14 protein-coding genes are annotated in these 13,124 nt (G+C 69.2%); 12 read left to right on the top strand and 2 right to left on the bottom strand.

All coding sequences use genetic code 11. The features are described 5' to 3' along the window. Positions 1-27 precede the first annotated feature (27 nt). The 3 genes from VNW53_RS06030 (at position 28) to rpmF (ending at position 1,107) form a co-directional block, all read left to right on the top strand. Positions 28-471 (top strand): DUF2214 family protein, encoded by a 444-nt coding sequence (locus VNW53_RS06030; protein ID WP_325554242.1) that lies wholly within the window; start codon positions 28-30, stop codon positions 469-471. A gap of 3 nt (positions 472-474) precedes the next feature. After that, the gene (locus tag VNW53_RS06025; RefSeq protein WP_325554240.1) at positions 475-852 is read left to right on the top strand and encodes an MmcQ/YjbR family DNA-binding protein; all 378 of its coding nucleotides are present in this window, start codon (positions 475-477) and stop codon (positions 850-852) included. A gap of 72 nt (positions 853-924) precedes the next feature. Next, positions 925-1,107 (top strand): 50S ribosomal protein L32, encoded by a 183-nt coding sequence (gene rpmF / locus VNW53_RS06020; RefSeq protein ID WP_111515250.1) that lies wholly within the window; start codon positions 925-927, stop codon positions 1,105-1,107. 63 nt (positions 1,108-1,170) lie between these two features. On the opposite strand, the gene VNW53_RS06015 is transcribed toward rpmF, so the two are convergent. Then, positions 1,171-1,941 (bottom strand): enoyl-CoA hydratase, encoded by a 771-nt coding sequence (locus tag VNW53_RS06015; protein ID WP_325554237.1) that lies wholly within the window; start codon positions 1,939-1,941, stop codon positions 1,171-1,173. A 265-nt stretch (positions 1,942-2,206) separates the two neighbouring features. Between VNW53_RS06015 and eno the strand changes: the two genes are divergently transcribed. The 9 genes from eno (at position 2,207) to lpdA (ending at position 11,422) form a co-directional block, all read left to right on the top strand. Beyond that, a complete protein-coding gene (gene eno / locus VNW53_RS06010) occupies positions 2,207-3,484 on the top strand; it encodes a phosphopyruvate hydratase (RefSeq protein ID WP_325554236.1) in 1,278 nt (425 codons plus the stop codon). A 25-nt stretch (positions 3,485-3,509) separates the two neighbouring features. Beyond that, complete coding sequence (locus VNW53_RS06005) at positions 3,510-4,736, top strand: MFS transporter (protein ID WP_325554235.1); 1,227 nt, start codon at positions 3,510-3,512, stop codon at positions 4,734-4,736. A 54-nt stretch (positions 4,737-4,790) separates the two neighbouring features. Next, the gene (locus VNW53_RS06000; RefSeq protein ID WP_325554233.1) at positions 4,791-5,087 is read left to right on the top strand and encodes an FtsB family cell division protein; all 297 of its coding nucleotides are present in this window, start codon (positions 4,791-4,793) and stop codon (positions 5,085-5,087) included. A gap of 50 nt (positions 5,088-5,137) precedes the next feature. After that, complete coding sequence (gene pdhA / locus VNW53_RS05995) at positions 5,138-6,211, top strand: pyruvate dehydrogenase (acetyl-transferring) E1 component subunit alpha (RefSeq protein ID WP_325554231.1); 1,074 nt, start codon at positions 5,138-5,140, stop codon at positions 6,209-6,211. Next, entirely contained in the window at positions 6,208-7,635 is a 1,428-nt protein-coding gene (locus VNW53_RS05990) for a pyruvate dehydrogenase complex E1 component subunit beta (RefSeq protein ID WP_325554230.1), read from the top strand. The genes pdhA and VNW53_RS05990 overlap by 4 nt, the downstream gene beginning before the upstream one ends. Before the next feature lie 148 nt (positions 7,636-7,783). After that, a complete protein-coding gene (locus VNW53_RS05985) occupies positions 7,784-8,191 on the top strand; it encodes a GFA family protein (protein WP_325554229.1) in 408 nt (135 codons plus the stop codon). Beyond that, positions 8,188-9,528, top strand: a complete 1,341-nt coding sequence (locus VNW53_RS05980) for a pyruvate dehydrogenase complex dihydrolipoamide acetyltransferase (protein WP_325554228.1) — start codon at positions 8,188-8,190, stop codon at positions 9,526-9,528. The genes VNW53_RS05985 and VNW53_RS05980 overlap by 4 nt, the downstream gene beginning before the upstream one ends. A gap of 11 nt (positions 9,529-9,539) precedes the next feature. Further along, positions 9,540-10,016, top strand: a complete 477-nt coding sequence (locus VNW53_RS05975) for a glutathione peroxidase (protein WP_325554226.1) — start codon at positions 9,540-9,542, stop codon at positions 10,014-10,016. Further along, entirely contained in the window at positions 10,016-11,422 is a 1,407-nt protein-coding gene (lpdA, locus tag VNW53_RS05970) for a dihydrolipoyl dehydrogenase (protein ID WP_325554225.1), read from the top strand. Before VNW53_RS05975 ends, lpdA begins: the two co-directional genes overlap by 1 nt. A 31-nt stretch (positions 11,423-11,453) precedes the next feature. Here lpdA and VNW53_RS05965 read toward each other — a convergent pair whose 3' ends face one another. Beyond that, positions 11,454-13,028 carry an AMP-binding protein gene (locus VNW53_RS05965; protein ID WP_414693246.1) on the bottom strand — a complete coding sequence of 525 codons (1,575 nt, stop codon included), beginning with the start codon at positions 13,026-13,028 and terminating at the stop codon, positions 11,454-11,456. Positions 13,029-13,124 lie beyond the last annotated feature (96 nt).

The raw sequence follows: 13,124 nt of genomic DNA, 5'->3' as shown, positions 1-13,124 counted from the left end.
GCGCGCAGCGGCGGGGAGGCCCAAGCGATGCTCGATCTGGTCCTGGCGATTGGCCACCACATCCTGGTGTTCAGCCTGTTCGGCGTGCTGTTCGCCGAACTCGTGCTGATCAAGAGGGGCATCGACCTGGCGACCGTGGCCCGCGCGGGCCGGATCGACCTGATGTACGGCGTGCTCGCCGGCCTGATCGTCGTCGTGGGCTTCGCGCGCGCGGTGTTCGCCGCCAAGGGCTGGCTCTACTATTCGCACAACCTGTTTTTCCAGCTCAAGGTGGCGACCTTCGTCGTCATCGGCCTCATGTCGATCGTGCCCACCGTGGCCTACATCCGCTGGCGGCGGGCCGGCGTCGCGCCCAGCGACGCGCAGGTGGCGGGCGTGCGCCGCTGGCTATGGGCCGAAATGGCGCTCTTCGCCCTGCTGCCGGCCTTCGCCGCCGCCATGGCCCGCGGCTACGGCGAGTTCCCGGCCTAGCCGGTGGCGAGCCCTGCCGACCTCCGCCGCATCGCCCTGGCGTTGCCGGAGGCCTACGAGGATCTCCATCGCCGCCGCCCGGCCTTCCGGGTCAACAAGCGCATCTTCGCCATGCTGGGCGTGACCGGCAACGCCGCCCTGTTTCCCGATCTCGCGTCCGACGAGATCGCCGTGATCAAGCTGGACCGCGAAGACCAGCTCAACATGGCGGCGGCCCATCCCGACGCCGTGCAGCCGACCGCGACCTACGGCCACCACGGCTGGACCTATGTCCGCCTGCCGCGGATCGATGAGGCAGCCCTGGCGATGGTGATGAGGCTGGCCTGGGTCCACGTGGCGCCGAAGGCGCTCCGGTCGCGCTTGATTGGCGAGGGGGTTTGAGGCATAAGCCCCGGCTCACGTGGCGGCCCCGTTCGGCCGCCGCTCGCATTTCCACACCCGCGAGACACTCCGATGGCTGTTCCTAAACGCAAAACCTCGCCCTCGCGGCGGAACATGCGCCGCTCCCACCACGCGCTGGGCGCCAACTCCTTTGTCGAAGACAAGGAAACCGGCGAACTGAAGCGCCCGCACCACGTCGACCTGAAGACCGGCATGTACAAGGGCCGCCAGGTCCTGACGCCGAAGGAAGACTAGGTTCTCCGAGCTTCGAGGTTTCGCGGCCCCGTCTGGCGACAGGCGGGGCCGTTTCGATTCGGGCTACTGCGTCCGCCCTCGCGCCTGGACCGCGGCGCGGCGCGCCTCGACCATCTCCGGGGTGACCGCCGCGTTGTGGACGACCGAGCGTTCGTGCTCCAGCGCCAGCCCGTCGCCCAGGTCGAGCGCATAGCCGTCGTCGATCATCGCCTTGTAGGTGACCAGCATCTCGGCCTCGATGGAGGCCATCTCATGCGCCAGCTTCAGAGCCGCGGGCATCAGCTCGGCGGGCTCGACCACGCGGTTCACGAGGCCCCAGTCATAGGCCTGCTGGGCGGACAGGAAATTGCCGGTCAGCGACAGCTCCTTGGCGCGGTAGGGGCCGATCGCCCGCGAAAGTTTCTGCGAAAGGCCCCAGCCGGGCGTGATGCCGACCCGCGCGTGGGTGTCGGCGAAGCGGGCGTTGGTCGAGCAGATCAGCACGTCGCAGGCCAGCGCCACCTCGAACCCGCCGGTGATCGCCACGCCGTTGATCGCGCCCACGATCGGCTTGGAGCAGGCGAGCACCGCACGCGCCGGATTCTCCGCCGGGTCGGTGGCGTTGGCGGCGCCCATCCCGAGCGGGTCGGTGGAGAGTTCCTTCAGGTCCAACCCCGCCGTGAACGCCCGCTCGCCAGCGCCGGTGAGCACGATCACCTTGACCGCCGGATCGGCGTCCAGTTCGTTCAGCGCCTGGCGCAGCGCCGCCCGGAGCGACTTGGACAGCGCGTTCATCGCCTCGGGACGATTCAACGTGACGACCGCGACGGCGTCCTGGCGTTCGACGAGCAGCATGGGGGCCTCCGATCGGCTGGGCCTACCATCTCCTCTCCCCGGAGCGAAGCGGACAGAGGGAGAGGCGGAGAGAGGGCGGTGTCGACTTCGCCCCTGGTTCAGAGGCGAGCCCAGGGCCCTCGGTCGATGCCGAGGCGCTGGAAGGCCCCGCCGCCCTCTCCTCTATCCTCTCCCTCTGTCCGCTTCGCTCCGGGGAGAGGGGGGCGTTGCCCAGGTCGCAGAAGCTGGCTAAGCCTCGCCCGCTCCCGAACACCAGAGAAGCCCCATGACCGAGATCGTCGACATCACCGCCCGCGAAATCCTCGACAGCCGCGGCAATCCGACGGTGGAGGTGGACGTGGTGCTGGAGGACGGCTCGATGGGGCGCACCGCCGTGCCCTCCGGCGCCTCGACCGGCGCCCACGAGGCGGTGGAGAAACGCGACGGCGACAAGGCGCGCTATGGCGGCAAGGGCGTGCTGCAGGCCGTCGACGCGGTGAACGGCGAGATCTACGACGCCCTGGCCGGCGCCGACGCCGAGGACCAGCGCCGGCTGGACCGGATGCTGATCGAGCTCGACGGCACGCCGAACAAGGCCCGCCTGGGCGCCAACGCCATCCTGGGCGTCAGCCTGGCGGCCGCCAAGGCGGCGGCCAGTTCGGCCGCCCTGCCGCTCTACAAGTACGTGGGCGGCGTCTCGGCCCGGGTGCTGCCGACGCCGATGATGAACATCATCAACGGCGGGGCCCATGCCGACAATCCGATCGACATCCAGGAGTTCATGATCCTGCCGGTGGGCGGCGCGACCTTCGCCGAGGGCCTGCGCATGGGTTCGGAGATCTTCCACGCGCTGAAGGCGAAGCTGCACGCGGCGGGCCACAACACCAATGTCGGGGACGAGGGCGGCTTCGCCCCCAACATCGGCTCCGCCGAGGAGGCCCTGACCTTCATCATGCAGGCGGGCGAGGCGGCCGGCTACAAGCCGGAGAAGGACTTCGTCCTGGGCCTGGACGCCGCCGCGACCGAGTTTTTCAAGGGCGGCAAATATGTGATGGCGGGCGAGGGCCTGACCCTCGATCCGGCCGGCATGGTCGACTACCTGGCCAAGCTCGCGGCCGGCTTCCCGATCGTCACCATCGAGGACGGCTGCGCCGAGGACGACCTGGAGGGCTGGAAGCTGCTCACCGACAAGCTGGGCGCCAAGGTCCAGCTCGTGGGCGACGACCTCTTCGTCACCAACACCACCCGCCTGGCCATGGGCATCGAGAAAGGCCTGGCCAACTCGATCCTGGTGAAGGTCAATCAGATCGGCACCCTGTCGGAGACCCTGGACGCCGTCGATATGGCGCACCGGGCCGCCTACACCGCGGTGATGAGCCACCGCTCCGGCGAGACCGAGGACACCACCATCGCCGACCTGGCCGTGGCCACCAATTGCGGGCAGATCAAGACCGGGTCACTCTCCCGCTCGGACCGCACGGCCAAGTACAACCAGCTCCTTCGCATCGAGGAAGAGTTGGGCGACCAGGCGGTCTACGCCGGCCGCTCCGCGCTCAAGCGCTGACGTGCGCCGCGCCGGGGAGCGCGCGATGACTTCCACTTCGACGGCGGCGTCCGCGCCGACGCGTTCCGGCCTGCTGATCCTGGGCCTGTGCTTCCTGACCGCGCTCTGCGAAGGCTTTGACGTGCAGGCGGCGGGCGTCACCGGCTCCGGCGTCGCCCACGCCTTCCACGTCGCGCCCAGAGCGCTCGGCTGGTTCTTCAGCGCGAGCAATATCGGCCTGCTGTTCGGGGCGGCCGTGGGCGGGCGGCTGTCGGACCGGTTCGGGCGGCGGCTGGTGCTGGTCGCCTCGCTGGCGGTCTTCGGCGCCTTCTCCCTGGCGACGGCGACGGCCCAGGACCTGAACACCCTGACCCTCTTCCGCCTGCTGACCGGCCTCGGGCTCGGCGGCGCCCTGCCCAACGCCATCGCCATCACCGCCGACTACGGCGGCCTGTCGCCGCGCAGCGGGCACATCGCCATCGGCTATTTCGGCATGCCGCTCGGCGGCGCGGTGGCCAGCGCCCTGACCGTCGTGCTGCCGCCGGACCACTGGCGGGAGGTCTTCGTCATGGGCGGCGTCAGCCCGTTGATCACCGCCGCCGCGGTGCTGACCCTGATGCCTTCCGGCGTAGGCGGACTTGATGCTGAGCCTGCCGCCCGCGCTGCGCCGCCCGCGAGCGTCGTCCAGGCGCTGTTCGGGGAGGGCCGCGCCATGCGGTCGGTCGCCCTCTGGCTGGGCTTCTTCCTGATGGCGCTCGCCCTGCACCTGATGCTGAACTGGCTGCCGCTCCTGTTGCAGGCCCAGGGCCTTTCCAAGAGCCAGGCCGCATTGGCCCAGGTGGGCTTCAACCTCGGCGGCGCCGCCTGCGCGCTGGGCGTCGGCGCGCTGATGGACACCGCGTGGCGAAGGCCGGCGATCACGGCGGCTGTCGTGGCCCTCCCGGCGCTCCTGCTGGGGCTCGCGGCGATGCACGGACCGGCGATCATGAGCCTGGCCGTGGTCCTCGGCGGGGCGGTCCTGGCGGTGCAGGTGGTGCTCTACGCCCTGGCCGGGGCGCTCTATCCCCAGGCCGTCCGCGGGACGGGACTGGGCGTCGGGGTGGCCTTCAGCCGGGTCGGCTCGGTCGCCGGCCCCGCCTTCGCCGCGGTGCTTCTGGCCTCGGGCGGCAGCGCGGCCCAGGTGCTGACCGGGCTGCTTCCCATCGCCCTGATCGGCGGGGCCTGCGTGCTGGCCCTGGGGTGGCGCCGCGGACCGCTTGAGGGGGTGGATTAGCGAGGCGTTAAGCATGCCCGCGCCATGGATTCCCCTCTGTCGCAGGGATTCGCCGTGCTCGCTCGTCTTCGCCCCTATCTGCCGACCGCGGCGCTCGCGTTCCTGATCATCTACTTCGCGTTCCACGCCTTCACCGGCGACCGCGGCCTGCTCACCTCCAATCAGCGCGACGAGGCCCTGGTCGCCAAGACCCGCGAGCTCGCCCAGGTGCAGCGCCAGCGGCAGGATCTGGAAACCCGCGCGCGCCTGCTGCGCGACACCAGCCTTTCGGCCGACTTGCTGGAGGAAAGGGCGCGCTCCCTGCTAGGCTTCGCCGATCCGAGGGACTATGTGATCCGCATGAAGCCTTAGGGCCCGCTCGCGGGTTCTAGAGGACTTGCGGACGGATCACGGAGATACGCATGGCGCGTGAGCAGACCGGCGCGGCCGGTCGGCGGAAAGCCAACGGCGTCGACAACCACAAGCCCTTCCGGGAAGGTGGCGGTCCAAAAGACGCCGACAGAGACGAACTGCTAAAGCACTATCGCGACATGCTGCTGATCCGCCGCTTCGAGGAGCGGGCGGGGCAGCTCTACGGCATGGGGCTGATCGGCGGCTTCTGCCACCTCTACATCGGCCAGGAAGCTATCGCGGTCGGGGTCCAGGCGGCGCAGAAGCCGGGCGATCAGGTGATCACCGGCTACCGCGAGCACGGCCACATGCTGGCCTGCGGCATGGATCCCAAGGCGGTCATGGCGGAGCTGACCGGCCGCGCCACGGGCTCGTCGCACGGCAAGGGCGGGTCGATGCACATGTTCTCGACCGAGGCCAACTTCTACGGCGGCCACGGCATCGTCGGCGCCCAGGTCAGCCTGGGCACGGGGCTGGCGCTCGCCAACCGCTACCGCGACGACCGCAAGGTCGCCTTCACCTACTTCGGCGACGGCGCCGCCAACCAGGGCCAGGTCTACGAGAGCTTCAACATGGCCGAGCTCTGGAGCCTGCCGGTCGTCTACATCATCGAGAACAACCACTACGCCATGGGCACCTCCATCGACCGCTCGTCGTCGGAGACCCACCTCTACAAGCGCGGCGCCTCGTTCCGCATCCCGGGCGAGGAGGTCGACGGCATGGACGTGCTGGCCGTGAAGGCCGCCGCCGAGAAAGCCGCCGAACACGCCCGCTCGGGCAAGGGGCCCTACATCCTGGAAATGAAGACCTACCGCTACCGCGGCCACTCGATGAGCGACCCGGCGAAGTACCGCACCCGCGACGAAGTGGACGAGGTCCGCAAGACCCGGGACCCCATCGACCATGTCGAGGAGATGCTGGAGAAGAAGGGCTGGGCCGACGAGGCCTCGCTGAAGGCCATCGACGCGGAGGTGAAGCGCATCGTCGCCGACGCCGCCGAGTTCGCCCGCACCTCGCCCGAGCCCGACCCGGCCGAGCTCTACACGGACGTCTACACACTGGCGTCGCCGGGAGTGACGGCATGACCGACGTTCTGATGCCCGCGCTCTCTCCCACCATGGAGGAGGGCACGCTCGCCAAGTGGCACGTGAAGGTCGGCGACCAGGTGAAGTCCGGCGACGTCATCGCCGAGATCGAGACCGACAAGGCCACCATGGAGGTGGAGGCCGTCGACGAAGGCGTCGTCGAGGCGATCCTGGTGCCCGAGGGCGCCGAGGAGGTGAAGGTCAACACGCCGATCGCGCGCCTCTCGGGCGAGGAGGGCGCATCGGCCGCGCCGCCTCCGGCCGCCGAACCCAGGGCCGAGCCCGCGCCCGCGGCGCCGGCGGCTTCCCGCGCCGAGGCCTCCGGCGATCCGGAGCGCAAGGCGCCGGAAGCCGACGCCAGGCCGCGGGCGGAAGGCGAGGGCGCGGCGCCTGTCGCCCCGACCCAGACCCTCAAGGACCCGGAGCTTCCCGAAGGCGCCAAGCTGGTCAGGGTCACGGTCCGCGACGCCTTGCGCGACGCCATGGCCGAGGAGATGCGGCGCGACAAGGACGTCTTCCTGATGGGCGAGGAAGTCGCCCAGTACCAGGGCGCCTACAAGGTCAGCCGCGGTCTCCTGGAAGAGTTCGGCGCCCGGCGGGTGGTCGACACGCCGATCACCGAATACGGCTTCGCGGGCCTGGGAACCGGCGCGGCCATGGCCGGCCTGAAGCCGATCGTCGAGTTCATGACCTTCAACTTCGCCATGCAGGCCATTGATCATATTATCAATTCGGCGGCCAAGACGCTCTATATGTCGGGCGGCCAGATCAAGACCTCCATCGTCTTCCGCGGTCCCAACGGGGCCGCGGCGCGCGTGGGCGCCCAGCACAGCCAGGATTACGCCGCCTGGTACGGCCACGTGCCCGGCCTGAAGGTGATCGCGCCCTACGACGCGGCCGACGCCAAGGGCCTCCTGAAGGCCGCGATCCGCGATCCCAACCCGGTCGTCTTCCTCGAAAACGAGATGATGTACGGCCTGGAGTTCGACATCCCGGAGGACATCGACTGGGTGCTGCCGATCGGCAAGGCCAAGGTGCGGCGCGAGGGGACCGGCGTCACCCTGGTCTCCTATTCCCGCATGGTCGGCTTCTGCCTGCAAGCGGCCGAGAAGCTCAGCGCCGAGGGGATCGAGGCCGAGGTCATCGACCTGCGCACCATCCGCCCGATGGACATCGAGACCGTCGTCGAGAGCGTCAAGAAGACCAACCGCCTGGTCACCGTCGAGGAAGGCTGGGGCCCCATGGGCGTCGGCGCCGAGGTCGCCGCCCGGGTGGTCGAACTGGCCTTCGACTACCTCGACGCCCCGCCGGCCCGCGTCCACCAGGAGGACGTGCCGCTGCCGTATGCCGCGAACCTGGAGGCGCTGTCGCTGCCGTCGATCGACAAGATCGTGAAGGCGGCGAAGCAGGTCTCATACAAATGACCGTTCTCCCAACCGCTCATCCCCGCGAAAGCGGGGACCCAGGCTTTTTTCGTCGCAGCGTTTCGACTGCCGGCGGGGTCAAGATTCGAGGCTCAGAAACACAAAACACCTGGGTCCCCGCTTTCGCGGGGATGAACGGAGGCTTTGAATGAGCGAGAGCCCCTTCACCTGGCATGCCGGCGGCTGCCACTGCGGCGGGGTGCGCTTCGAGGTGGCCTTGCCGGCGACCGTCGAGGCCCAGACCTGCAACTGCTCCATGTGCGAGAAGACCGGCTTCGTGCACATCATCGTGCCGGAGAGCCGCTTCCGAATCATCAAGGGCGCCGAGCGGCTGGCCGAGTACACCTTCAACACCCGGGTGGCGAAGCACCTGTTCTGCGCCGACTGCGGCATCAAGGGCTTCTATCGGCCGCGCTCCAATCCGGACGGCTGGAGCGTCAACGCGCGCTGCCTGGATACGACGGACGGGATCGATCTGCGGATCGAGGCCTTCGACGGCCGGAACTGGGAAGCCAACGCCGCGGGCCTCGCCCACCTCTCCAAGGAGCCCGCATGAGCATCGACATCCTGATGCCGGCGCTCTCTCCGACCATGGAGGAGGGCACGCTGGCGAAGTGGCACGTCAAGAAGGGCGACCAGGTGAAGTCCGGCGACGTGATCGCCGAGATCGAGACCGACAAGGCCACCATGGAGGTGGAAGCCGTCGACGAGGGTGTCGTCGAGGACATCCTGGTCGCCGAGGGCACGGAGGGCGTGAAGGTCAACGCACCCATCGCCCGGCTGTCCGGCGAGGATTCCGGCGCGTCAGCCGCGCCGGCCCCTAAAACCTCACCCGAAGCGAAGACTTCGGGGGAGGGGGACCGCGAAGCGGTGGAGGGGGCGCTGCAGAAAGCTCAGAGCACGGCCCCAACGCCCCCTCCGTCGGCTTCGCCGCCACCTCCCCCGCACGCGGGGGAGGAGCGGGGCGCGCGGATCTTCGCCTCGCCGCTGGCCCGGCGGATCGCCGAGCAGAAGGGCCTGGATCTGGCGGCCGTGACGGGCTCCGGGCCGCATGGGCGGATCGTGAAGGCCGACGTGGACGCGGCTCAGCCGGGCCAGGCCAGGGCGCCCGCCGCCGCGCCCGCCGGCCAGCCGGCCCCCGCGCCCGTCACGGCCGCCGCCCCGCGCCAGGTCCAGTCGCTGGAGCAGCAGGGGATCCCGGCCGGCAGCTACGACCTGATCCCGCTGGACGGGATGCGCAAGACCGTCGCGCGGCGGATGACCGAGAGCTTCCGCGACGTGCCGCACTTCCCGCTGAACGTCGACATCGAGATCGACGCCCTATTGGCGGCGCGGGCCAAGATCAACGCCATGCTGGAGAAGTCCGGCGTCAAGGTCAGCGTCAACGACATGGTCATCAAGGCCGCCGCCGTGGCCCTGATGCAGGTCAGGGAGGCCAACGCCTCCTACACGCCCGAAGGCATCGCCATGCACCACCACGCCGACATCGCCATGGCGGTGGCGGTGCCGGGCGGCCTGATCACGCCGATCATCCGGGCCGCGGAGACCAAGGGCCTCAGCGCGATCGCCGTCGAGGCCAAGGACCTGGCCGAGCGGGCGCGGACCAAGAAGCTGAAGCCTGAGGAATTCCAGGGTGGGACCTTCTCGATCTCCAACCTGGGGATGTTCGGCATCAAGTCCTTCGCCTCGATCATCAACGAACCGCAGGGCGCGATCCTGTCGGTGGGCGTCGGCGAGAAGCGGCCCGTCGTGCGCGGCGACCAACTCGCCATCGCCACGGTGATGAGCGTCACACTGACCTGCGACCACCGGGTCGTGGACGGGGCCACTGGCGCGCGCTGGCTGGCCGCCTTCAAGCCCCTGCTTGAAGACCCGATCACCATGATCGTCTGAAGGTGAGCGCCATGAGCATCTACGACTTCAGCGCCCAGACGCTCGACGGCAAGCCGGCCCCGCTGTCCGAGTGGCAGGGCCAGGTGATGCTGATCGTCAACACCGCGTCCAAGTGCGGCTTCACCCCGCAGTACGCCGGCCTGGAGGCGCTCTACCGGAAGTACAGGGACCGTGGCTTCGTGGTGCTGGGCTTCCCCAGCAACCAGTTCGGGTCGCAGGAACCGGGGAACGCCGAGGAGATCGCCAGCTTCTGCTCGCTGACCTATGACGTGGACTTCCCGATGATGGGCAAGATCGACGTCAACGGGCCGGACGCGCACCCGCTCTATCGCTACCTCAAGCACGCCAAGAAGGGCCTGCTGGGCACCGAGGGCATCAAGTGGAACTTCACCAAGTTCCTGGTCGACCGCACGGGTGACGTGAAGGCCCGCTTCGCGCCCACCGATACGCCGCAGTCGCTGGAAAGCGCCATCGAGGCGCTGCTCTGATGGCCGACAGCTTCGACGTGATCATCGTGGGCTCCGGCCCCGGCGGCTATGTGACCGCCATCCGCGCCTCGCAGCTCGGCATGAAGGTGGCGATCGTGGAGCGTGAGCTCCTGGGCGGCATCTGCCTGAACTGGGGCTGCATTCCGACCAAGGCGCTGCTCAAGTCCGGCGAGGTCTACGAACAGCTCGACCACCTGGCCGACTACGGCCTGTCGGTGGAGAAGCGCGGCTTCGACTTCGGGGCGGTCGTCAAACGCTCGCGCAAGGTGGCCGCCCAGCTCAATGCCGGCGTCGCCTTCCTGATGAAGAAGCACAAGGTCGAGGTGGTCGAAGGGACCGCCAAGCTCACCAAGGGGCAGGGCGCGCCGAACGTGGTCGTGGCCCTCAAGGCCGGAGGCTCGCGCACGCTCACCGCCAAGCACGTGATCCTGGCCACCGGCGCGAGGGCCCGCACCATCCCGGCGGTCGGCCTGGAGCCCGACGGCGAACGGGTCTGGACCTATCGCGAGGCGCTCGCGCCCAAGGCCGCGCCCAAGACCCTGATCGTCATCGGCTCCGGCGCCATCGGGATCGAATTCGCCAGTTTCTTCCGTGCTTTGGGATCGGACGTTACGGTCGTCGAGGCCCTGCCGCGCATCCTGCCGGTGGAGGACGAGGAGGTTTCCAAGGCCGCCCACAAGGCCTTCGAGAAGCGCGGCCTGAAATTCCGCGTCCCGGCCAACGTCAAGAAGCTCACCAAGACCAAAGCCGGCGTCGCCGTCGAGATCGAGGCGGACGGCAAGACCGAGACGCTCGAAGCCGATGTGGCCATCGTCGCGGTCGGCATCGTCGGCAATGTCGAGGACCTGGGGCTGGAAGCCCTCGGCGTGACGGTCGAGAAGACCCACATCGTCGCCGACAAGCACGGCGCGACCGGGGTGCCCGGCCTCTACGCCATCGGCGACGTGGCCGGCCCGCCCTGGCTGGCCCACAAGGCCTCCCACGAGGGCGTCCACTGCGTCGAGCACATCGCTGGACTGAAGCCCACCAACATCGAGTCGCCCATCCCCGGTTGCACCTATTCGACGCCGCAGATCGCCTCGGTGGGCCTCACCGAGGCCCAGGCCAAGGAGCAGGGGCGCGAGCCCAAGGTCGGCCGTTTCCCGTTCCGGGTGAACGGCAAGGCCATCGCCGCGGGCGAGACCGAGGGCTTCGTGAAGACCGTCTTCGACGGCAAGACCGGCGCCCTGATCGGCGCCCACATGATCGGCGCCGAGGTCACCGAGATGATCCAGGGATTCACCCTGGCCATGACCCTCGAAGCCACCGAGGCCGAGCTGCAGGCTGCGGTCTTCCCGCACCCGACCATGAGCGAGGCCATGCACGAGGCTTCCCTCGACGCCTACGGGATGGTGCTGCACATCTGAGGCCTCAGACGCTCCCCCTCTGGGCGAGGATCTAGGCCGCCCGGCGCGTCTCCGCGTCGACGATCCGCTGCAGGGCGACGTAGTCGGTCTTGCCGGTGCCGAGGACCGGGATCTCCGGCACGCGGATGATCTTGCGCGGCACGGCGATCTCCGGCGCGCCGATCGACTGAGCGTGGCTGATCAGGGGGCCTGCGTCGGCGTCCATGCGGTCGGTGACCAGGACCAGGCGCTCGCCCTTCTTCGGGTCGGGCAGGGAGACCACCGCGTGGCGGCCGTCCGGCCAGACCGCGCAGGCCAGGTCTTCCGCCGCAGTGAGGGAGACCATCTCGCCGCCGACCTTGGCGAAGCGTTTCACGCGTCCCTTGATCTTGACCCAGTTGTCCTCGGTCATGGAGACGACGTCGCCGGTGTCGTGCCAGCCGTCGGCGGGCGGCTCGACGCCGCCGCCGGGCGTCAGGTAGCCGGCCATGACGTTGGGGCCTCGGACGTAGAGCTTGCCGCCGCCGGGGATGCCCTCCACCGGCTCCAGGCGGGTCTCGATGCCGGGCAGCAGGCCGCCGACCGTGCCGCGCCGGTTGTCGGCGGGCTTGTTGACGGCGATCACCGGCGAGGCCTCGGTGGCGCCGTAGCCTTCCAGCACCGGCACGTCGCCGAACCGTTCGGCGATCAGGTTGTGGGTTTCCTCGCGCACCTTCTCGGCGCCGCAGACGATGAAGGCCAGGCCCGACAGCTCGTCGCGCTCCGCCGAGCGGGCGTACTGGTTCACGAAGGTGTCCGTCGCCAGCAGGATCGAGGCCTTCGTGTCCTTCACCAGCGGCGGGATCTGCTTGATGTGCAGGGGCGAGGGGTACTGGAAGGCCTTCATGCCGGTGAGGATCGGCAGGAGGGCGCCGCCGGTCAGGCCGAAGCAGTGGAAGGTCGGCAGGGGATTGAACATCACCCAGTCCGGATTGAGCGGGATGTGGGCGGCGATCTGCTGGACGTTGGCGACCAGGTTCGCCTGGCTCAGCATCACCCCGCGCGGGGCGCCGAAGCTGCCGGAGGTGAACAGGATCACCCCGGCGTCGGAGGGCTTGGTCGCCGCCCGGAACCGCTTGGGGAAGGCGCCCGCCGTCGCGGCGAACAGCCGGTCCGCCAGCCCGACGGTGGCGCGCACGTCCTCCAGGTAGGTGACCGTGGTCAGCGTCTCCAGGGCGTCGATCAGGTCGTGCAGCTTGCCCTGCTCGACGAAGCGGTGGGAGGTCAGCACCCGCTTGACCCCGGCCAGCTCGCAGGCGGCCTTCAGGTTGCGGATGCCGGCGGTGAAATTGAGCATGGCCGGGGTGCGGCCAAAGGCGTGCAGGGCGAAGAAGGTGACCACCGCCGCGGAACTGGCCGGCAGCATGACGCCCACCCGCTCGCCGGGCTTCGTGAACGCCGCGATCTTGCGGCCGAGCGCGAAGGCCGCGCGGATCAGGTCGGTGTAGCTCAAGGGGTTGCGTTCCTGGTCCTCCAGGATCGGCTTCTTGGCGCCGTAGGTCTGGCGCGCCTCGATCAGGGCGTCGAACAGGCTCGTCTGCGCCTGGCGGGCGTCGAAAGAACGCAACAAGAGCCTCACGCCTCCCATGTCTCTTATCGTTGGCGTGAACCTATCGGCTGGTCACGCGGATGAAAAGATTGGTTACGGGGCGTGAGTTCTCCTCTCGTCCAGGCGCAGCGAAAG

Origin of the sequence: Phenylobacterium sp. (genome assembly GCF_035569475.1) — a bacterium.
Classification (GTDB): domain Bacteria; phylum Pseudomonadota; class Alphaproteobacteria; order Caulobacterales; family Caulobacteraceae; genus Phenylobacterium.
Note: the sequence above shows the minus strand (reverse complement) of the source record. Positions and strands in the feature narration are given on the sequence as shown.

Bases quoted from the DNA above. Each gene is read 5' to 3' on its own strand.
- VNW53_RS06015 (WP_325554237.1), bottom strand. From the start codon at position 1,941: ATGCTGCTCGTCGAACGCCAGGACGCCGTCGCGGTCGTCACGTTGAAT.
- VNW53_RS05985 (WP_325554229.1), top strand. From the start codon at position 7,784: ATGAGCGAGAGCCCCTTCACCTGGCATGCCGGCGGCTGCCACTGCGGC.
- VNW53_RS05990 (WP_325554230.1), top strand. From the start codon at position 6,208: ATGACCGACGTTCTGATGCCCGCGCTCTCTCCCACCATGGAGGAGGGC.
- VNW53_RS05975 (WP_325554226.1), top strand. From the start codon at position 9,540: ATGAGCATCTACGACTTCAGCGCCCAGACGCTCGACGGCAAGCCGGCC.
- eno (WP_325554236.1), top strand. From the start codon at position 2,207: ATGACCGAGATCGTCGACATCACCGCCCGCGAAATCCTCGACAGCCGC.
- rpmF (WP_111515250.1), top strand. From the start codon at position 925: ATGGCTGTTCCTAAACGCAAAACCTCGCCCTCGCGGCGGAACATGCGC.
- pdhA (WP_325554231.1), top strand. From the start codon at position 5,138: ATGGCGCGTGAGCAGACCGGCGCGGCCGGTCGGCGGAAAGCCAACGGC.
- VNW53_RS06030 (WP_325554242.1), top strand. From the start codon at position 28: ATGCTCGATCTGGTCCTGGCGATTGGCCACCACATCCTGGTGTTCAGC.
- VNW53_RS05980 (WP_325554228.1), top strand. From the start codon at position 8,188: ATGAGCATCGACATCCTGATGCCGGCGCTCTCTCCGACCATGGAGGAG.
- VNW53_RS05965 (WP_414693246.1), bottom strand. From the start codon at position 13,028: ATGGGAGGCGTGAGGCTCTTGTTGCGTTCTTTCGACGCCCGCCAGGCG.
- VNW53_RS06005 (WP_325554235.1), top strand. From the start codon at position 3,510: ATGACTTCCACTTCGACGGCGGCGTCCGCGCCGACGCGTTCCGGCCTG.
- lpdA (WP_325554225.1), top strand. From the start codon at position 10,016: ATGGCCGACAGCTTCGACGTGATCATCGTGGGCTCCGGCCCCGGCGGC.